This is a genomic window from Paenibacillus sp. J22P218 (assembly GCF_056269195.1).
This window is the reverse complement of sequence record NZ_JBWDNL010000001.1, coordinates 744,779-765,519: the sequence shown is the minus strand read 5'-3', so window position 1 is coordinate 765,519 and position 20,741 is coordinate 744,779. Positions and strand designations below refer to the sequence as shown.

Genomic DNA, 20,741 nt, shown 5'->3' with positions numbered 1-20,741 from the left:
CAGAGACAGCAATCGGTTAATCTTGAGCAATTCTTTTTTTCAAATGGCGATCGATGTTTTGCACCCACTCGTTAAGCAACTTCTCATAATAATTTATAGTTGTCCGATCAGATTCAAGCAAAATTTCGCCTTCGGTACTGCTATTATCTATAACAATCAAATGATCAATAAGCTCCAAGTGTTCAATTAAATTTTCCAATGAAGTCTGATGACGTCTTAAAATATCTGCTGTTTCAATATGATGACCACCATTTCGAACCCGGGCTGCAACACGTTCAATGTTAAGACGAACATCACAAAGTCTTACATAAAACATAATAATCTCAAATCCATTTTTGTTTTTGCTTCATGCATTTGACGAATAACATTGCCACCAGCGAGTGTAGTTTCAACTGTAAAGTCCCTCTGATGTGCTTTGCACTCCCTAACTAACTTGATTGCTTCTTTCCCAGCTGATATTTGATGTCGCTCGGGATTTTCACTATCAATTCTGCGCGCCAAGGCATCAGGGTCAATATTTACACTTACAACAAGTCGATCGACAATAAGATTCCGAATTGTACTTTTCCCGCTTCCACTATTACTATATTCCTTAACAAACTCACCTTCACGTGTCTCATAAACAATGTAGGTACCGTTTGCTTTGGCGTCCAATTTGGCTCTGTCTCTAGTTAATCTTATGAACTTACTTAAATCATGGATTAATGCTCCGTTATATTTCAACAACCGGGAAATTTAAAGGCATCATTGTGGATTTGACTGCTTCACCCAGACCAACTTTGTAACAACCCATGAATTTTGCACTCGTTCCTGGCTCACTTATAAACGTAAGGATGTAATCGCATCCTTGAAAGAAATTCTCGTTCTGAATTTTTTGATATTCATTCATAAAGCCATTATAAAAACATTTCAAAAAGGTTTTGTCTCGTAATGAATGTCTTATTAACTTTACTCTTTTGGGATCTAAATCATTTCTTCTCAATATGTCGGACAAATATAGTGAAGCCATGGATTCTCGAAGTGAACACAAAGCCGCAGTTTTATCCGCTGAAGAAGCTGGGAGATAAGACGATGTACAATCGCATCATCTCCTACGCCAAGCAATACGGACGGACCAAATAATAGCCAGCATCAAAAAGACGTTAACCCGGAGCTGCTTCGCGCTGCTCCTGTATAACGTCTTTCTGCCATTCTTGCATAATTAAACTGACAGGCCCGGCAACTGCTTGGATAGCTTCTGCAGCCTACTCTCGATAATGGCTTGCTGTTCAAGCACATCGGACAACATCTCGTACAGCATTTCATTCGTTACCGTGAAGCCGGACTCCGCCTTCAAGCTGCTAAGCTCCTGCCGCTGAGACTGACGCTCGAGCTGGCGTTCTTGAATTTGCTTTGCTTTAAGCCGCTGCGGATCGGCGGGGATGTGGAAGTGGGCTTGCTGCGGTTGCGGGTCACGCTTTTTCGCCATCGGTTATCACCACCTTCATTTGACTGTTACGTTCAAATCCCACCGTTCGCAGCACAAACTCTCCTGGCTCTTCGCTGCTGACCGTGATTGTTCCAACGCCCTCCGTCAGCTTAACCGCTTGCGTCATTCCGTTCATTTCAAGCTGCACTTCCTCGTTAAAAGCAGATTGTATCTGACCTTGCTCATCGGATAAGGTTACGGTTATTGTCATCGTATCCGCTCCGTCATTCGTAATGGTTTGCTTATCAGATGACAGCATAGCGGCAAAGCCAGCCCCATATCTATTCTCCAGCATTTGCCAGCCGCTGCCTTGTTTGAATTCCAAATATTGATTGTAGTACGAACGGAATTCGATCCCATTGACAGAGTCTGCGTATATTCTCGTTCCAGCAACTCTTGCTGGCAATGCACAATTAAAATAGGCATAACCGTTCTCGCCCCTCTGGGCAATAATAAGCCGATTAGGGTTATCATATTGTTTCACAGATAGAGGATACTCTCCCACGGCTAGATTTACAGTTACGTTATTCCAAGCGGATGGGATAGCAGTTGGAATATCTACATACAAATACCCCCATGACGGGAGGTGATAGCCTCCGCCATATATGGTAAACTTCATACCTGCAGCTGCGTTTACAACTGCGATCGTATTATTAATATAGATATAACCGTTTCCGTCATCCGTAATATCTCCTTGCGGTATAACCATCATCCCTTGAAGCCGGGCATTAAGCCCCCAAGGCCGGGTATCGTTTAATGCTTCTTGTTCGATCGCACCGTAATAGCTGCTATATACGGCTATAGCGGATACGGAGGTTATATCGCCCTCGCTCCGTTCGGTGATCACTAGACGAATATAAGCAGCGCTTGCGGCTCCAATAAAAGGTAAGTAGGTAAACGGCGTATACCCGCCGCCCGGGTGGGTGTACACCCGTGTCCATGTCCCGTTATTCAAACTGGCTTCAATATAAAAACCGCGAGGAGCTTGAGCTGCATCCGCTCCGTTAGCCGTTCCAAATGACATTCCTTCGATTCCATGATAGGTTTTACCAAGATTAATAGTTAAAAATTGCGGAAGCTGAACCACGCGGTTTATGCTCCACTGGTTCTCTCCGTCGGCAGCATAATGCACCGTAGGACTGCCGGTAAGATTGCCTCCGGTTACGCTAACCGGTTTGAATTTCGCAATATTGGAGCCTAGTCCGCCTCCCCGCAGATGTCTGCGTTCAACACTGTTGCTCGCCAGCTTGTTAGCTGTAACGGCATTGTCCGCAACTTTCACGCTCGTAATCGCATTTTCGGCTACTTTATCCGCCGTAATCGCGCCATTGGTCAGCTTGCTGCTTGTGATTGAAGCCGGAGCAAGCTTATTCTCCGTTACTGCGCCATCGACAATATGCCCGGCATGAACTGAAGCCGGGGCGATTCTGCTGCCTGTAACTGAAGCTTCAGCAAGCTTATCCGCGGATACAGCACCGAGTCCCAAATTGCTATTCATAACCGCGAATGCAGCAAGCTTGTCGCTCGTTACAGATGCCGCAGCAAGCTTTTCCGATGTAACTGCTCCGCTTGCTATTTTGGCAGCTATTACAGCTCCAGTTGCTAAGCCCCCACTCCCTATTGGCGGCGCATCACCCGGTTCTCCGCTATGCCGATGTCCGCTTGACGGGTGAAACAGCGCATCAATCACTTTGATATTTTCATTCTGCGCAGCGCGACTGACTGTATCGTTAGCCTCAAAGGTGTGCAGATTTGTCGGCAATTTGTTAGGCATCATACTCTTCCCTTTCAATTGGTTTCCAAACCTCAAGCTGCTCCCATGTCATATTCAAACCCTCCAGCTCTGCCCAGGATAGACCTGCCAAGTCCAGCTCCTCCCAGACCAAATAAGTGAACCGGAAGCTGATCTGCAAATGCGCCGGTACAACTTCGCGCAACGCATGCTCGACATCATCCAAATTCGGCGGCAGACCTCGCGTGCCGATAAACGTAATAATAACCTCATATCTAGAGAAGTTTTCCTCCAGTTGAATAACGCCGTTCTCGAAGGAGTCAACCACCTCTTTAATCGTGGCCAGCGTAATCGTACCCGCACCGCGAAGCTTCGTCAGTATAACCGAACGCCGCTGTTCGAATGGCTTGTCATTGTCCGTCGGAATGCCGCAAAGCTCTTCCCATTTCGATAATCCCCATGTTGCAGTTCCGACAAAGAACTGCCTCAACACGTCTTCCATGCGGGTATGAAGAATTTGCAATTCCTCTGCTTCACGGCTGGTCAAATTATCAACAAGCGCTGACTCGGAATAGTAAATAGGCAAATAATCCAACATGTCAGCCAAAATATTACGAGACAACGAAATTCACCGCCCCAGCTATAGCAACCTCATCTGCCTCCAGCGATAAATTGCCGTTAACCCCATTAATACGCAAATCGCTAAAGTCCGCAATCTCATTGATATCAAGCAACAAGCCGAATATCCGGTTATAAGGAACAATATCATGACGGAAAGCAAGCTCCGCTAAATACTCCGTGAGTTGAAGCTGAAACAAGTCGGAAATTTTATCCATTTCAGCTCCCGGGGCTAGCTTAAGCGCAGCCGAAACCCGAAGAGGAACTTCCTTAGCCGGCCAGACCGTTACAGAAGCACCAACCGGACGCCGCGCACCAACAGCATCGGAGACACGTTTAATAATGTCGCCATCAGGAGCTTTCTTATCTTTCGAAAGTATCGTTAGCTTCACTGTTCCATTGCCGGCCCAAACGGGAAATACTTTCACATCGCCAACGCCAGCTACCTCTAGCGCCCACTGGCGGTAATGCCACTCGTTGCCGCTTGTGGCTGGACGCCGTACCCGGTCGTAATACCGGTTAAGCAGCGATTCGTCGCTTTCGGTATCCGTCCCGTTATCGAACGGTTCCGGGTTCGTAACCGCCACAACTCCCGACAACGAGCCAAGCATCAGCTTAATCCGCCCGGCTGCAATATTCCCGGCTGCTCCCCCATTGGCCGCATAAGCTTTCACAGCCGCTTTGCCTTGCTGAATAATTCCCGGCTCAGCCGTTATGAACGTAATCGGGGTTTCCTCATCGGTTGAAACCGCTGTGCCTACGGGGATCGACACATTCTCATTGCCGTTGAATACGACAATCCCTGCCGCCTTTACGCTTTCCAGCCGGAATACGCCAACCTCAGCAGCTCTCATATCCAAAAAAACGGAAGGCTGCTGAGAACCGGCAAAACCAAACCGCAGCACATTATCCAGCTGAATATAGGCTTGCGCCAGTTCAATAGCTACTGGCGACAACAGGTCAAAGGTAACCGACCCCTGTCGTCTGTCCAGACTGTCCGGCGAGGCTGCCAGCATCCGATCCAGAATGGATCTCTTCGTTTCTTGCTCGAACATGTTACATGCTCACCTCCTGCTCCATAACGCCCTCGGATGTTGTTACTGCAAACGATGCGAACAGCTTATCGCCGACTCGTTCAATCTGGAATTGCCCGACGGATTGAATTCGGTCATCAGCCAGCAACGCCTCCGATATAACACGTTTGATTTCGCTCTTCAGCAGCTGCTGGGATATGTCCTGCCCAAGCAGGTCATTCAGCTCACAGCCGTATTGGCCGTTGTAAATCATATAGCGATAACGAGCCGTTTCGATTGCCTTGCGGATCGACTGACGCAGTGCATCCACCCCGTCGATCAACCGTTCCTCCACTTCGCCTGTATCGAAATTAAGAAGATAAGTGCGGGACGGACTAGCTTTCGGAGCAACGGCATCATACCGTTCCTCCCGACTCTGCAGCGGAGATAATGCCATTAATACATCACCGCCCGATCCAAAATAATGTAGGTTTGCCCCTGATTGATACCTGTAACGATAACTCGTTCACCCTTCTTCAGTTCGTCGAGAAATTCCAGTTCCGCTGTCTCGACCTTGAACTCGGCGGTATCAAGACCGAAGGAATTAAAATCAAACGTTGTTACAGATGCATTAGCAAGAACCATATTGTAGTTCATACTTACACTAGTCGATGAAATCTTACCCTTATCCTTGCTCGTCAGCGTCACACTGCGTATATGCTTCGTCAGCGATTTCGCAACAATCAAATCATCCTTCTCCAGCTCGATATTCATATGATCCACTTTAATCTTCAGCTCCGGAGCGTCGGCAGTCACCGTCGCCAGCTCGAACGTAATATCGGTATTATGACCGATAGCGCGGATCAACTGAACGAGCTGGCTTGCTCCCGAGCCTTCAATGCGCTCCATGCTATTGCGCCCCCTTCTGTTCCTTGTATTCCATCTTCGGCAGATCGTCGGTTGCCGATAGCGTCAGCGACATCGTGTGGCTGCTCTTCTCATAGCGGTGCTCGTCGGCAGATACATAATAGCCGCCGACAATTCCCGTCAGCTCTTCCTTCACATAAATGCAGGAGCCGGCGATTACATCCGGGATGCCTAAGCACTCGATTCTCGCTTCGTCCTTGATCATCGCCAAATCCTTCAACAGCTGCTTGGCACGCTGCTCCATTTGCGATTTCGTCATATTCTGTCCCGGCTTCTCCAAATGCTGCATCACACCATACAGCTTAATAACCTCGCCGTCCTTGGCAACAGCCGAAAGCTCCTTTTTCTTCTCGTCGCCGCCTGCTATCTTCACTTGCGTGCGCGTCTCTTCAATCGACTGACTGTAGCTCGCCGTCAACAAATTGACGCCATTCTCCAGCACCCACTTCTTTTTCTGCTGCTTGCGGGCCAATAATTGCAGCTTTCCTTCCTTTGAAGAAAGAAAAAACCGCTCGCCATTCTGTTTCTCTGATTCCGTCAGCGCTGTCACCATCATTTCAAATAGCGTTTTGTCGCGAAAAACCAGCTTCGGAATAACGAACTTCGTGTCGTGCACCTCACCAAGCGGTATAGAAAATTCATTACACAGCTTCTTGATAATCGCAGCGGCCGTTTGCCCGCGAAAAATTTTTGTATCCTTGTTTTTGGTCAAATAAATGTTCTCGTCGTACGCCGTCAACGTCATTTGACCGCCGGAGTCCATGGAATCGGCGAATAGCACACCGCGAAATAGCTCCTTCTTCCCATCCTCAACCAGCCGCAGCTCGGCGCCTTTCTGGAATGCAATCAACGGCTTGCGCAGATCGCTAGTATTGGAGACCTGCACCGTCAGCTTACGGGCTGCCTGCATAACATCGCCGCTCCAGCTCACGGACTTCACGATATGATCCAGATGCGCCTCTTGCTTGGCGTCCTTATAGATCACGCTCCAGCTCATGCCGGGATCACCAGCTTTTGACCGGGAATGAGCCGGTTCGGATCTTTGCCGATTGCGGCTTGATTCGCTGTGTAAACCTCGCGCCATCTGTCGCCGTTGCCTAAAGTGCGCTGAGCGATTTTCCATAATGTATCGCCCGGAACGACAATATACGAGGCTGGCGGCGTTCGCAGCTCAGGACGCTTCTCCTCCGCGATCACCATCGCTTTGCCGGAGCCTGATGTCTCCACCTCGCGAAATTCCACGGACTTATACGCCTTCAGCTCCAGCTCATAATACACATCGCCGGGATTGCCGGCGCGCTCGCTGTACTGGAAGGAGCGGATGGTTGTCAGCCCTTTAATCGCGGTTCCGGTAATATCGAGACGAATTGGCTTGCGAGTCGCCATCCATAGCTCGATTCGCTCCACGGCTTCCCACGGGGGAGGCAGATTCTCATATTCACAATAGCCGGGGTGATAGTCTCGCGGGAAAAAAGAGCCAAAAGCATATTCCTTTAAGGAAGGCTCGCCAATAATCGTATACTCGCCAAGCTGCGTGACCTGAACATCCTCGTAGCCATAGGAGCTTTTTACCGATACCTGCTCCGGATTAACCGGCAGCTGCAGCCACGCCTTCTCATCCGCCGTTTTCAGCCAAAATTGCAGCTCCGCCATTACGCCATCAGCCCTCCCGCCGACTTAATTTCGCGGGCTAACGCTCTTGCAATCGCGTCGATATCCGATTCATGGCGGACATTAAATGTATTGCCCGTAATCGATATCGATCCGCCTCCGCTGCCCCCTTGTGAAAACTGTCTATTCTCGCTGGCGGTCATTATCCGCTCGCCTTTGTGCAGCCGGGCCATCATCCCGTCATACGGCACGTAATCCATGCCATGATATTTGCTTGTGGGAGGGCCGCCAGCGCTTGAAATCGTTGGCCCGCTATATGTCCCTTGCGTTGTCACCGTTTGACTTACATTGGCATCAAGCTGCGCCTTCTTGTCGTCGTCAAACAGACTGAACAATCCTGACAGCTTCTCCGTTACCGTGTTGATAACGCCCATAATCGTATCAATGTGCTTCTTGACTAGATACGTCACGCCAGCGATTGCTGCGCCGATGATAGCGGCTATCAGAATAATGGGCCAGAAGGCAGCTAAGGTTGCGATCGCTGTAGCGACCATAGCCGGCCCGTATGCAATCATGAGAAAAGCTACAACTGCACCTAGAGCACCTATTGCAATTTCCGAATTTGCTGTCAGCATCTCGGCTAACCAGGCAATCGCATTGCCAATCGGAAGCAACAACTCACCAATAGGCGCTAGAGCCGTTGTTATTCGATTCTGCAGCATCGTCCACTTATCGCCAAACGTCTGCACGCTGGCAGCTTGCTGGCTAATTGCGCCGTTCGACTGAGCCATCGCTCCCATCACACCGCTGAAATCAATGGAGTTACCCCCAAGCGCCTTTACCATATCGGCGCTTACTCGTTCGCCAAAGTACATCGAAGCAATGGATAGGGCATCCGTTTCGGTTTTAGCCGATCTAATCTTGGCGGCAATCGCAGCAAAGCCCTCGCCGTAAAAGTCCTTCTTCATCGCTTCCTGCAGCGGGTTCAAGCCTTCATTCTGCCATTTCGACATCAGCTCCATCGACTGTTCGAAGCTGAGTCCCATTTGCTTCATTGGCGTTCCTAGCAGCCCCATGCTTTTCATCAAATCGCCCATGTTCGAGCCGCTCGCCCGGCTCGCGGCAAAAAACTTATCCATCCATTCCGTACTGGCCTCCGGCTTAATATCCCAAGCGGCCATCACCTTCGCAACGGAATCCGCCGCTTGAGCGCTGTTCGAGCCGCTTAACCGGGAAGCATCAAGTACCGTTTTGGTCATCACGCGCAATTTATCGCCAGTAAGTTGCGCATTGCCTCGCAAATTCCCCATCACGGCTGCGATCTCATTCAAGGATTGCGGTGTTGTTCCCCCGAGCTCGCGCAGCTGCTTGATCATCGCTCCCATTTCCGCTGGCGGAGCCATCGAAGCGGCGCGCAGTGTTTCCACCGCTGTGCTGAACGTTTTGGCCGCTTCCAGTGATTGATCTTTCAGCGAGCCAAACACGTTTCCGGCTGCGCCAATCATCGATATCGTCCGATCCTTCTCTTCATCGGACAACTGATGATACGGCATAATGCCCGCCTTATCCCGAGATGTTTGCAGCTTTGTAAGCCTGTTGGAAGCGTAAGAGGCAACGGCTGCCGTTTTCAGCTTTGCTCCCATCCATTTCTGGCTTAGTCTGGCGCTAATATCGCCTGATGCCATCTGCTGGGCAGCGCTTGCGATTCCTCCAACCGGATCGCGCTTCACGCGAACATGCTTGCGTTCATCAATCAAATGCTTTTGTGCTGCTTTCTCTAGCGGATTGTAATTTTTGCTTAGCAGCTCACTTCCCGTCGATTTACTGGCGGAAAGCGCCCCCAACTGCTTCGTTATGCTAGTGAAACCACCGGATATTTGGCTTTTCTTCATGACCTTATGCAAATCTTTAAGCCCGCTAGTTAAACTAGCCAAATACTTAAGCTCTGATTTGCTCATATTTTTCTGATTCCCGCCTATCGAGAGAGAACTCATACCTGCTCACCTCCGTTCCAAGCCGCAGCTTCACGGCTTCATCCTGCGGGCAGCCCGCTGCTCCTCTTTGCGCGCCTTCTCTTCCTCCTCCAGCTGCAGCATCATCGAAGCGTACATGAAACGCTTCACATTCTCATCCTTGTTGAACATCGCGTCTGGAGGAATATGATGGCGCTGAAAAATAAGATGCAGCAGAAAGGCCTCGCCGCCCGCTTTGATCAGTTTTTTATTTCATCCTCATCGTTGTTGAAGCCGCTGATCTCAAGTATTTCCGCAGACAGCTTGGCGATTTCGCCGGCCAGCAGAACGCCAAGAATCGCTTCTGTTGGTGTGCCGTATTTATCAGTCAGCTCTCTTGCCGACCAATCTGGAATCAAGCATGCTTTCTGAATGACTAACGCACCGAACTGCTCCTCGTCGAGCACCTTCTCCCGCTTCTGGCCTTTCCCGATATAATGCGTGCATTGCTCCTGAATGCGGTTAATCGTTTTCCCGTCAAGCGCCTGAATTTGAAATTCCACATCAAGACGCTTCATCGGCACATCCTTCTTCGGCTTGCTGTCCGCTCCAAGCAACGCCTGCAATACTACACCTTGTCTATTGTCTGTAGTAATCATTAATAGTCAGCTCCTTCTACTTAATTGATTTATATACTGCGCCGGAATGGCAGCTCCACTCCGGCGCCAGCAATAGGCATAACGTCTATTCCGCCGTCAATTTATCCATCAGCTCGTAGCCAGTGAAATTAAATGGCAGCTCCTCTTCCACAATCGATCCGACCTCAAAATGCATCAGCGGCACCTTGTCGAAGGTTACTCCCTTCAGTCGAACGCGGTATGCGCCATACGATTCCGGATCTTCCAGCTTCAGAATCAACTCTGTCGTAAACGTGCCTTTGCTGTCATCGGCAATTTGCCCGATGAGCTCGACGAATTCGGACGTCACCTTATAGCCGGTAATCGTTCCCGAGCCGCTGAGTCCGGTCACCTTATGCGCCGTCCAGCGCGTTCCGGCACGCTTGATTTCTTCCTTCGTAATTTCCACATTCGCTTCCGCCGATTTCACATTTGTCAGCCATCTGCCGTCGTAATAGACGTAGCCGTAAGTACCGTTAATGACGCGAGTTGAATCCAGCACAACAAATCCCTCCTAAATTTAGTTAAAATCGAATCTCCGTTAAACTTTAATCGTTAACAGAATCCGCTCCATGCTGTCGATCTCGGTGAAGCCAATCAGCAAGTACACGGTATCGCCTTCGGACTTCCGTTCCGGATCAAGCGTAACCGCAATGTCAGTCAGCACATTGTTCAGCTCAAGCCGCTCAAGATAAGCCTTCACTGCAGCGATCAGCGCCGCTTGACCGTCTGCATTATTGTCCAGCTTGCCGATATAGGACTCGGCAGCCGCTTTCGGAATATCGGTCGCAATCGCTTGACGGGCGCGGATTGCGCGGATTTTGCGGCCGCTGGTAACCAGCCCTTGCTCTACCTTTACCTTCTCGCCGTCATGCACAAGCACAAGCGAGCCTTGCTGAAGCGAGCGGTTGATCTCGCTGTTCTTCAATCGTTTATTCACGTCATTCGCCCGAACCGGGCTGTAGGTAATCGACTTATTGATCGCTGTCCCCGCGATCAAGCCGGCAATATACGGCGCATAACTTGCGGAGCTGTACGTTCCTCCATTAATGACAGCACCCGTAACCAAATTCACGACATAATCGTCGGCCAGATCAACGCTGCGCTGATTGCCGGTGTCAATCGACGAATCATCCGTTAGGCTTCCGCCAAATACAGTGATGAAATGCTTGCCCTCGTCCTCACGGCTGTCCTTGCACCAAAGCTGCGCAGCCGAACGTTCATCCGCCGACAGCAGCTCCGGATAAACAAATACGTTAAATTGTCTCGTGCTGAAAGCGTCGCGAATGCCAGCATATTCCGCAGCAGATACGGTATCGCCGGCAATCGCCGGTACGGTATACACCAGTACCTCCTTCGCTCCGCCTTGCAGCACCAGCGAGATTGGCTCGACTGCATCTGCGCCAAACAGCTGTATGGCCTCAATCTCCTTTTCAACCGTATAAAACTGTCCTGCAATCGCCGTACCCTCATACTCGAATAACGGCAATGCCACTACCCCTCTTGCGCCGCCTTTTATTTGTGCCGCCGCAGCTTCTACGAAATTGATGTACAGCCCCGGACGCACCGGCAGGCTGATTGGATCCCATGTACCGCCCATTAATTCATGCCACCCTTCAATCGAATTGTTGTACGCATTTCAACCTTCTCCATCTTCTCCTGCTGCTCGAACACAATCGGCTCGCGCGAGCGCACCGTTAGTACGGCGCTGCATGCCCGCAACCCGCTTTCGAGTTTAATCGGAGCATTCAAGCTGATCGACTCTACACGTTCATTCCATACAGGCTCGCCGCTAACGGCTCTTGGGCGCTCGTTCATCACATACCTGCTGACTGCTTCCATCCATAACACTACGGTTTCCGCAGTCTCCGCATACGTGATAATCTCGAACTGCCGTTCTATTGCCGTGTAGCTTCTCGTTTCATTGCGCCGCGTTTCTTGCTTGAAGCTTACAGTAAACTGTCCGCTCGCCGGCGCTTCCGGCTCCTGATAGCGATGAACCGTTGCGGCTGGAAAAATTTCAAGTAACAGCTCCGCTAGCCTTACGATTTCCCCAGATACAAACATCCTTGCACTCACCTGCCATCCGTGTGAACCATTGTTCATTTGCTTGTTGGGCACCCATTGAACATTTGATCCCTCGCTTCTAACATTTGATCAGTTGACATTTCGGATTATAGGCTTAGCGGCAAACAGCGAAAAGGATGAACTTTCTTCACCCGGGGGGTGAAAACAGTTCATCCTTCTCACGCGGCATATCTATTTGTTATAATAAAACCAGTCTTATTGATGATAGATTCGGAGGAATTGTATGGAGTCAATCCGTGTCATGCTGGTGGATGATGATCCGTTCTGGCGGAGCCATATAGGGATGGACCTCGCCGTCGAGCCAGACATTCAAATGGTCGGAGTTGCAGCAACTAAAGAAGAGGCTGTAGCGCTTGCCATTCAAGAATTGCCGGATGTCATCCTGATGGATATCAATCTCACCGGCAACAATCTTGACGGTCTGGATGCGGCAGAGCAAATTTTGCGTGATGAACGCACAAGGTCTGCCATCGTCATAATGCTAACCTCAATCACCGAGTCTGAAGTCATCTTGCGTTCCTTCAGGCTTGGCGCAATGAATTATATTAACAAATCCAGCTATCAGGATATATTGCTGGCCATTCGCGAGGCTACCTGCGGCCGGGCTTCCATTCATCCTGACGCTGCCCGCGCCATGCGCAATGAGGTTCAGCTTATGGAGCTGTCGTCAACGGAGCGTGAAGTTTTCGATCTCCGTCAGAATGGGCTCAGCAAGCGTGAAATTTCGGAACGGCTGCACAAGTCAACCAACACGATTAAATCGCAATTGCGCAGCATTAAGAATAAGCTAACCAATTTCAAAATGGATTAGTTCGGCAACTTGTATCAAGCTGTCTGCTCATGATTCGATTCTTTGAGTTCATTAAGCTCAGCAACTTGAATACGTTCTGACGGTTTAAATTTATGGCGTGGAAAATGCAGCCGGAATGTCGTTCCCTTCCCCAGCTCGCTGGCAGCGACCGTAAGCTTGCCTCCATGCTTAGCCATCACGCCGCGGCAATAGGTTAACCCTAAACCGTAATTCAAGGCGTTTTTTTTCGTCGTGTAGAAGGGCTCGAAAATACGGGACAAATCCTCAAGCGTAATTCCTGCGCCATTGTCGATCACGTCAATCCGCAGCTCCCGCCTCGCATACGAGGTGTGCAGTCTGATTTCTCCGCCCTCGCCCGATATGGAGTCCAGCGCATTGCGAATCAGATTCGACAGCGTTTCCTTTAGATGCACCTCATCGCCAATAAGCTTTCCATACGTTTCATACGAAGTCGTTAGTCGAACCGCTCTGCTCTCTGTTAGCGGACGAGAAGAAGCTGTTACTGCTTCAATCAGCTCTCTTATTTCCAGCGTGCTTACATCCAGTTCAATATCTTCCGCTTTTTCTTTAATACGATTCACCATATGGAGCAAATGCGAGGTTAAGCCATGAATCTGGCTAATCGTTTGCACAGCATGCTCCTGTTTGCCTGAAGCCAGAAGCTGTACGCTTTTCTCCGCCAAATAATCGACTTTCTGGATCTCATTCTTAATCGAATGGTTCAGTATCGTAACTCCCATCGTCAGCGTTCGGATAGAGTAATCAAGCCGTTCCCGTTCAATTCGCAGCTTGAGGCCGAATATGCCGTAACGGATGGAGAAAAACAGCATTGCGGCAAACAAAGCAAATATGATGACTACATTCGCCTGCCACACCCCATTGCTGCGCAGCTCGAATGTCCACCAGCCCAATTGCAAATAATCCATTCCCAAGTAATCGGATACATAAGCCCAGAGCATCACGACAGGAAGAACTAATGTCCTTCTCTGGCTATTGCCGCGCGCACTCTTGCGCTCACGCACATAAGCAAGCATATAGAACACACAGCCGAAAGCGACAAACAAACCGTCCCATAACCGGAATAAATGAAGCTCGAATGTGTTCCACGGCTCGTTAATCAAATGATTGCCAAACAACACAGCCATCCCAACGAACAATAGAATGGTCCATCCCCGTTTCCATGCAAGCGATATTTTCTCATTCAGCAATAGTCCGCTCATGCAGAATACATAAGGCAATACATAGAAGTACAAGTTCATAGCGACCACAGTAGATAAATAGAGCAATCGGCTTAACAGCTCAGGCAGCCAAGCAGCATCTACGAAATAAGGCATTATGGTCAAATGCATGCTGAACGTGTAGCTGGCCATCCCTCCTACAAGAAAGGTTTGCGCGATCCAAAAGTTCGAGGTCGTGCGACGGAATAAGAAAAATATCCCCAGCGACCACATGGAGAGAAACATCAAGATATACAGAAACTTCACTATTCTGACCCCTTTAAGCTTGGATTACCTGCTCCCTCTTATCTATTCCCTGAGCCCAACCGTTATTCCTTTACTTTAGAACGTCTTATTCCTCAGAAAGAAGGTGACAATGGCATGCGTTCGCCCAACGGCAATCCGCTCATAACATGCACCGATGCCCCGTACTCTCTCAATTATTTGATCTATACATGGAAACTCATCGATGTTGCAAACTTCAAGACCGTATGGCTGGAGCTATGGAACGATTGGGTACGTCGGCTAGCAGATGGTCGAATGGACCATGGGTAGGGTGTATTGATCACGTTAATACAAGGAACAAACAGAGCAGCTCTGTTTGTTCCTTAACGCATGCCTAATTTTACATCTCCTATTCACCGGCTTCTTCTTAATGGATCTACTTAGCAGTACTCATAGAAAAGACGCCACCTCTACAGGTAGCGTCCGCAATCACTTCTTTGCCTTATAAAACTCATGATACAGCTTCATCAACGCCCGTTTCTCAATCCGGCTGACATAGCTCCGCGAGATGCCCAGCTCCTTCGCGATCTCCCGCTGCGTCCGCTCGTCTCCGCCGTGGATGAGACCGAAACGGCCGATGACGACCTCTTTCTCCCGGTCACCCAATATATCGAGATTCTTGTATATTTTCGATTTCTCGATCTTGAGCTGCACTTTATCCGCCACATCGTCGGCTTCCGTGCCGAGGATGTCGATGAGCGTAACTTCGTTGCCTTCCTTGTCCGTACCGATAGGATCGTGGAGCGACACGTCCTTGCGCGTCTTCTTTAGACTGCGAAGGTGCATAAGTATTACGTTCTCGATACAGCGTGCCGCGAACGTCGCGAGCTTTGTACCTTTGCCGGTCTGGAAGCTTTCGATCGCCTTGATGAGGCCGATCGTTCCGATGGAGATCAGATCCTCGAGATCCTAAGTCATTTATTAAAGCCTCGCTTCGACTTGTTGTGCAGTCTCATCCAACGTACGCAAGCCTTATATGAAGTTCGTGTTCCTCAGACCCAGGGAAGTGTCCCTGTCCCTGACGCTCGTTCGATTTATATGGCATGAATCTGCGTTGATTGTGAAGCGCAGTCTTCCGCCGTTACCGTAACTTTGATGAGGCCTGCGCCCGTTGGACGTATGACCGCTAGCACTCTGCCGTCGAACGTTGTGCGCTCGGTATCGAAGAAGTTTTCCTCGGACTTCGGATTAGCGCTGCCGAAGCCTTGCAGGACAGCTGGTCCTTCCACCTTGATCGCCACTTTGCGGTCAGCGGTGTTGTATACATGTCCATGCTCGTCCACCAAACTGATCGTCACGAACGACAAGTCGCTATCAGAAGCAGAAATTTCAGTGCGATCCGCCTCAACTTTCAAAGTGACGGCGCCACTCGCCGAACGAAGCGTCATCCGTCCGATTTCTTCTCCCTTCGCGTAGGCTACCGCTACGATTTTGCCAGACTCGTATACCGTATCGAACTCCGCTTTAAAGCGTTGCTCTTCGCCAACGGCCGCTCTTCCTTCCGATTGGCCGTTCACCAGAAGCTCGACTTCCTCAGCGTCGGCATAAACTTCTACCTTGACTGGCTTCCCTTCGTAACCGTTCCACGACCAGCTCGATACGGAATCGCTCCAGCTCCACATCGACAAAATCGCCTCTTTGTCATAATACTCCGGCCGTTGTACCGCAATGTATGGATCCTTGCGAAGTCCGAACACGATTTCGCGATAATACGAAACCGGCCGACGGTGCCCGGTAATATCAATATCTCCTACCCAAGCTGCTAGCCAAGGATATGCGCCAAAGACGCCCCCAGCCATTTCACTCGGATCATAGGTGACTTTTCCTATCCCAGCTTCCCCAAGATAGTCCCAGCCTGTCCAAGTAAAGTCACCGATAACGTGACTGTTCTCCTTCACCAGCTTCCAATTCTTATCGATACTCGATGCATAAGTTTCTCCGCCAACGATCACACGGTTCGGGAAAAGCTCTATATCATTCAAATAACGTCCGTCCGCATAGTTATATGCAGCGATGTCCACATACGCGAACGATTCTGTCGTTTTTGCCGTAGCTAAGTCACTTGAGGCGATCGCGTCCAAGATGTCTTTCATATTGTTCATCATAGTATTAATACCTTCATTACTGTCCTGAGCGCCGACACCATTTTGCTTCATCTTCTTGAACTCTTCCATAATGGCAACCATGAAATTAATGGAATTCGTTACAAAGCGGGTATTGTCTAGCGACCGAACCTTCTCCGCCAGCTTCCGTCCCCACACGGAATCGATCGCACGTCCTGTCTCCGGAATTTCATTGCCGATTGAATACATAATGACAGATGGGTGATTGTAATTTTTGTTGACCATCGCTTCGATATCTTTCTCCCACCATACCGGAAAATGAAGCGCATAATCGTAATCGGTCTTCGTTGAAGTCCACATATCATAACTCTCGTCCATAACCAGCATTCCGTGGCGGTCGCAGGCATCCAGCATCGCTTTGCTTATCGGATTATGCGAGCTTCTCAGGGCATTGAAACCCGCTTCCTTGAGAATTTCGACACGGCGCTCTTCAGCCCGATCAATCGTTGCTGCCCCGATTACGCCATTGTCATGATGAATGCAAGCGCCGCGCAGCTTCACGACCTCACCGTTAATGCTAAGTCCTCTGTCGGGATCAATAGATAACGAGCGAATGCCGAAAGTATTCGTCTCCTCGTCGATCTGTTCCTTATCGGCCACAAGACGAGTCCTGCAGCTATATAAATTCGGCTGCTCCACGCTCCATAGCTTGGGCGATCTGACATAGACACGTTGGCGAAGCGTAGCGCTTTCCCCTGCGAATAGCGTAATAGGCGCAACGTCACTGGCCACAACTTTCCCGCCTGCATCCACAATTTCCGTCTGAACATTCACTGTACGGGTGTGAATCCCTTCGTTCTCGATGACAGTTGCCACGGCAACTGCTGCACGGTCACCCGTAATATCCGGGGTGGATACCTTCACACCATCAAGGGCGATATGAATCAAATCTCCGACGATAAGCTTCGTATTTCGATAAATACCGGCACCTGTATACCAGCGGGAGTCTTTATAATTCATCGTAACAACTTTGATTTCGTTGTCTACTCCGTATTTGAGAAAACGGTCTGCTTTAATGTAAAAATTCGTATAGCCATTCGGACACTGCCCGGCAAAATCGCCGTTGATATATACCATCGCATTAGCATATACACCTTCAAATTCGATCGTTACTCTTTTTTCCATATATTCGGCAGGTACAAAAAACGTCTTTTTGTAGTCGTATTCACCTTCAGGAAAATAGCCAACGGCATTCAGATGTTTGCCGGGATCGCTTCCAGCCTCAGGCTTCTGACGTTTTCTTTCGATCATCTCGTCATGCGGCAAAGTAACAGGCTTTGGCTGCACCGGCGCACTCGTCATTTCTGAAAAAAAGCCGCTTTTTTTGCCTACTGTCCAGTTATCGTTAAAAGAAACTCGAATCATCTTTAGCATCCTCTTTCTCATCATAGTATTAGACACCCCATTTGGGGTCTCGTTCTCAAATCTGAACTGCTATTGCTTCTTCACGATTTTGCGTCCCGTACGTTTCTCTACGACCCGCAGCATCGAGCTTACGTTATGTCGCAGTCGCCTCTGGTCGATTTTCCCTTCGCGAACTCCGTTTATGATCGGTGTAACGAATGTGTTATCCGTAGTACCAGGAGTCATCCAGCCGTTTCCTGCTTGAATGGCCGCAACTACATCTGCCGTATCATATGAATTCCAATCGGTCATAACGAATCCTTCGAAGCCGAACTCCCGGCGGAAAATTCCCTGAATCATTTCCTCATCCTCGGCCGTGAATACTCCGTTCACTGCATTATATCCAGTCATGATAGAATCCGGTTTATGAACGCGGATCGCTACTTCGAACGCCTTCAGGTAAATCTCGCGAAGCGCGCGTTCGGTTACGATGCTGTTATTCCGTTTTCTTGCAGACTCACAATTATTGGCTACGGTGTGCTTCAGGCAACTGGAAACGCCATTTTCCTCAAGACCCTTGCTTTGATTTCCCGCCATAATGCCTGTCAAGTAAGGATCTTCACTGAAATATTCAGGATGTCTGCCGTTGAGCGGATTCCGGTGGATGTTCATGCCGGGAGCCAGAATCATATGAATATTGTTCTCTTTGGCCTCTTCCGCGATGACCCGGCCAATGTCGTAAGCCAATTGCGGATTGAAGGTTGCGCACACCGTATTGCTGCAAGGCATTCCGATATTCGGCTTCACAATATTGACGCCGTTATTTCCGTCGGCAACGGTATATTCAGGCATATCGTATTGATCGATCGAGTAAATCCTTCCTGCTTCGCCTTTCTCATGCATCCCCCAGCCGTGGGAGGCGCACACACTTAAACGCGCGAGTTCTTCCACGCTCATTCCGTGGACGATCTCTTCGACTTCATCCGGTACCGGGTAGCTCTTTCTTTGTGCTTTCGTCGATAGTTTTGTGACGCCTTCCTTAACTCCTGAATATTTCCCGCTCGGGAATGCCGGATTTTGCTTGGATAACACTTGAATAGCTACAGGAGGCTGCATCGCATTTTCTACTTGTGCCAACATTTCATCCTCAAATGCCAACTCGTCAACCAAAGTCGCTAGTTGAATCGATTGACCTGCATAAAATTTGTAGCTGCCCTTCTCAATAATCCATTGAGCATTCTCCGCATCATAAGACGAGAGGGATTCTTTGCTGATCTCGATAATTAGGTTATCGGCTTCGCCAGGCTGCAGCAAAGCCGTTTTCGCAAAGCCAATTAACCGTTTGTCGGGTTGCTCCAATTTACCTTCGGGAATACATGCATAAAGTTGGACAACCTCTTTTCCAGCAAATCGACCTGTATTTTGCACGTTAACATGAAGCTTCATTCCATCTAATTGATAGGACAATGCAAAGCTCGTGTAAGAGAGTCCGTATCCAAAACAATAGGCAACCGGCTTGTTAAACGTTTCGAAATAGCGATACCCCACGTAAATGTCTTCTTCATAAACGGTATCAATAAAATAAGGGAAGTCCGTAGATAAAACGGGTCTTCCGTCCGTAGCTGTATAAAAATTCGCGCTAGCCGGAATGTCGAAATAGTCGAGGCTCCATGTGTCGGGCAACTTGCCAGAAGGATTGACTCGTCCATCCAATAGTTCAACCAATGCTCTTCCGCCCAACATGCCTGGGAACCCGCACCACAATACCGATTGAACCCCGTACTTGTCCGCCCAGCGCATATCGATGGGATAACCCGAATTGATAATGGCAATAACGTGACGATAACGGCTGGTCATGCTTTGGATACTAGACTCTTCTTTCTCCGTCAGGTAATACCCTCCGGGGATCGGATTATTGTCCAGGTTTTCGCTTGAACCTCGGCTGATGACGATTACCGCGATCTCTGCAAATTCGGTTAACTCAAACTGGCTGTACTCATCAATGGCGCGAAGCAGCCGAATGCTATACCGGGGATTAATTCTTCCCGCTCCTGCCGCCCCGACGCGAAACTCAGATGCACCTACAACTTGTATTTGGCTGGACGGAGAAATCGGAAGCAACTGATTTTCGTTTTTCAACAAGACGATGCCTTCTCTCGCCGCTTGCAAAGCCACCTCCTCATGTTCGGCATACGCGGGATCTGGATCGGTTTTCGGCATTGTCTTTACCGTAAAGTCTTGCGATTCCATCATTTTCCCGTCTATATCCACAAAGCCTTCCGCGTGCAAGATATACTCCTGACCATACTCTACGAAATAGTCCCGCACAGGAATACCTAGCATCTGCAGGCCACCAGCGATTTCTATAGACTTCAATACGCCTTGGGGCAACTCTTGCCCATTGCACGTAATCGTTCCGTACACGGTCTCATCCATCCGTTTCGAAAAAGTGACAACGAAACAGCCCGAGAATTGCGGCTCCAGCATATAGAATTGGCCGTCGACATCGTCAATATGATATTCGAGTTCGCCCCGTACGAGGATACGTGCCGGTTCAAGCTTCCCGGCATTCGGATCATAATGAACTTCTTCCCCATTGGCTGCCGCAATTAGTGCGTTAAAAAGCGACACTTTATCAGCGGTGCTCTGACTAATGAGGATTTGTAAGCTTACGCTTTTAATTAAATTCAAAGTCGAATCCGTTAACAGTTCTGGCACCGTGTCTGTTATAAATTTAAGTGCCTCAGCGTTCTCCAATAATTCGCCTAACGTAGAATCCAATGAATATCGTTTTTCGGTCATATGAATCTCCCTCCGTCAAATCGCTTTATATACTTCCCCTTCGGTTACTCCAATTTCCTCCTAGATCTATCCT

The 20,741-nt window shown here is 49.2% G+C and carries 19 protein-coding genes and 2 pseudogenes; 3 read left to right on the top strand and 18 right to left on the bottom strand.

Translation table 11 applies throughout. The annotated features are described in order from the left end of the window. Positions 1-16: 16 nt before the first annotated feature. Positions 17-558: pseudogene (locus AC0YN0_RS03335) on the bottom strand (ATPase). A 441-nt stretch (positions 559-999) separates the two neighbouring features. Here AC0YN0_RS03335 and AC0YN0_RS03330 point away from each other — a divergent pair. After that, positions 1,000-1,122 (top strand): hypothetical protein, encoded by a 123-nt coding sequence (locus AC0YN0_RS03330; RefSeq protein ID WP_475819985.1) that lies wholly within the window; start codon positions 1,000-1,002, stop codon positions 1,120-1,122. Positions 1,123-1,201: 79 nt separating this feature from the next. Here AC0YN0_RS03330 and AC0YN0_RS03325 read toward each other — a convergent pair whose 3' ends face one another. The 13 genes from AC0YN0_RS03325 to AC0YN0_RS03265 form a co-directional block, all read right to left on the bottom strand. Next, entirely contained in the window at positions 1,202-1,468 is a 267-nt protein-coding gene (locus tag AC0YN0_RS03325; protein WP_442053293.1) for a hypothetical protein, read from the bottom strand. After that, complete coding sequence (locus tag AC0YN0_RS03320; RefSeq protein WP_475819984.1) at positions 1,452-3,245, bottom strand: discoidin domain-containing protein; 1,794 nt, start codon at positions 3,243-3,245, stop codon at positions 1,452-1,454. The genes AC0YN0_RS03325 and AC0YN0_RS03320 overlap by 17 nt, the downstream gene beginning before the upstream one ends. Further along, positions 3,235-3,822: a putative phage tail protein gene (locus AC0YN0_RS03315; RefSeq protein ID WP_475819983.1), complete on the bottom strand. Its 588-nt coding sequence runs from the start codon at positions 3,820-3,822 to the stop codon at positions 3,235-3,237. Before AC0YN0_RS03315 ends, AC0YN0_RS03320 begins: the two co-directional genes overlap by 11 nt. Further along, entirely contained in the window at positions 3,812-4,873 is a 1,062-nt protein-coding gene (locus AC0YN0_RS03310; RefSeq protein ID WP_475819982.1) for a baseplate J/gp47 family protein, read from the bottom strand. Before AC0YN0_RS03310 ends, AC0YN0_RS03315 begins: the two co-directional genes overlap by 11 nt. 1 nt (position 4,874) lies before the next feature. After that, the gene (locus AC0YN0_RS03305; RefSeq protein ID WP_475819981.1) at positions 4,875-5,288 is read right to left on the bottom strand and encodes a DUF2634 domain-containing protein; all 414 of its coding nucleotides are present in this window, start codon (positions 5,286-5,288) and stop codon (positions 4,875-4,877) included. After that, positions 5,288-5,740, bottom strand: coding sequence for a DUF2577 family protein (locus tag AC0YN0_RS03300; protein ID WP_442053169.1), 453 nt, complete (start codon positions 5,738-5,740; stop codon positions 5,288-5,290). Before AC0YN0_RS03300 ends, AC0YN0_RS03305 begins: the two co-directional genes overlap by 1 nt. A 1-nt stretch (position 5,741) precedes the next feature. Continuing rightward, positions 5,742-6,755: an XkdQ/YqbQ family protein gene (locus AC0YN0_RS03295; protein ID WP_475819980.1), complete on the bottom strand. Its 1,014-nt coding sequence runs from the start codon at positions 6,753-6,755 to the stop codon at positions 5,742-5,744. Further along, a complete protein-coding gene (locus AC0YN0_RS03290; protein ID WP_475819979.1) occupies positions 6,752-7,411 on the bottom strand; it encodes a LysM peptidoglycan-binding domain-containing protein in 660 nt (219 codons plus the stop codon). The genes AC0YN0_RS03295 and AC0YN0_RS03290 overlap by 4 nt, the downstream gene beginning before the upstream one ends. Next, positions 7,411-9,327, bottom strand: a complete 1,917-nt coding sequence (locus tag AC0YN0_RS03285) for a phage tail tape measure protein (RefSeq protein ID WP_475819978.1) — start codon at positions 9,325-9,327, stop codon at positions 7,411-7,413. Before AC0YN0_RS03285 ends, AC0YN0_RS03290 begins: the two co-directional genes overlap by 1 nt. 254 nt (positions 9,328-9,581) lie before the next feature. Further along, positions 9,582-9,980, bottom strand: a complete 399-nt coding sequence (locus AC0YN0_RS03280; RefSeq protein WP_475819977.1) for a phage tail assembly chaperone — start codon at positions 9,978-9,980, stop codon at positions 9,582-9,584. Positions 9,981-10,065: 85 nt separating this feature from the next. Next, complete coding sequence (locus tag AC0YN0_RS03275) at positions 10,066-10,500, bottom strand: phage tail tube protein (RefSeq protein WP_337102570.1); 435 nt, start codon at positions 10,498-10,500, stop codon at positions 10,066-10,068. A gap of 39 nt (positions 10,501-10,539) precedes the next feature. Next, the gene (locus AC0YN0_RS03270; protein WP_475819976.1) at positions 10,540-11,598 is read right to left on the bottom strand and encodes a phage tail sheath subtilisin-like domain-containing protein; all 1,059 of its coding nucleotides are present in this window, start codon (positions 11,596-11,598) and stop codon (positions 10,540-10,542) included. Next, on the bottom strand, positions 11,598-12,065 hold the full coding sequence (locus AC0YN0_RS03265; protein WP_475819975.1) for a hypothetical protein: 468 nt from the start codon (positions 12,063-12,065) through the stop codon (positions 11,598-11,600). The genes AC0YN0_RS03270 and AC0YN0_RS03265 overlap by 1 nt, the downstream gene beginning before the upstream one ends. Positions 12,066-12,309: 244 nt before the next feature. On the opposite strand from AC0YN0_RS03265, the gene AC0YN0_RS03260 reads away from it, so the two are divergent. Continuing rightward, positions 12,310-12,897, top strand: coding sequence for a response regulator transcription factor (locus AC0YN0_RS03260; protein ID WP_475819974.1), 588 nt, complete (start codon positions 12,310-12,312; stop codon positions 12,895-12,897). 14 nt (positions 12,898-12,911) lie between these two features. Here the strand turns inward: AC0YN0_RS03260 and AC0YN0_RS03255 are convergent, their stop codons facing one another. After that, on the bottom strand, positions 12,912-14,381 hold the full coding sequence (locus AC0YN0_RS03255; RefSeq protein ID WP_475819973.1) for a sensor histidine kinase: 1,470 nt from the start codon (positions 14,379-14,381) through the stop codon (positions 12,912-12,914). Between the two features lie 114 nt (positions 14,382-14,495). On the opposite strand from AC0YN0_RS03255, the gene AC0YN0_RS03250 reads away from it, so the two are divergent. After that, the gene (locus AC0YN0_RS03250; protein WP_475819972.1) at positions 14,496-14,669 is read left to right on the top strand and encodes a hypothetical protein; all 174 of its coding nucleotides are present in this window, start codon (positions 14,496-14,498) and stop codon (positions 14,667-14,669) included. A gap of 159 nt (positions 14,670-14,828) precedes the next feature. On the opposite strand, the pseudogene sigK reads toward AC0YN0_RS03250, so the two are convergent. The 3 genes and pseudogenes from sigK to AC0YN0_RS03235 all read right to left on the bottom strand — a co-directional run. Beyond that, a pseudogene (gene sigK / locus AC0YN0_RS03245) lies at positions 14,829-15,308 on the bottom strand (RNA polymerase sporulation sigma factor SigK); the annotation flags it as partial. A 125-nt stretch (positions 15,309-15,433) separates the two neighbouring features. Continuing rightward, positions 15,434-17,887, bottom strand: coding sequence for a glycoside hydrolase family 2 TIM barrel-domain containing protein (locus tag AC0YN0_RS03240; protein ID WP_475819971.1), 2,454 nt, complete (start codon positions 17,885-17,887; stop codon positions 15,434-15,436). A gap of 69 nt (positions 17,888-17,956) precedes the next feature. Then, positions 17,957-20,668 (bottom strand): glycoside hydrolase family 3 protein, encoded by a 2,712-nt coding sequence (locus tag AC0YN0_RS03235; RefSeq protein ID WP_475819970.1) that lies wholly within the window; start codon positions 20,666-20,668, stop codon positions 17,957-17,959. Between the last annotated feature and the right edge of the window lie 73 nt (positions 20,669-20,741).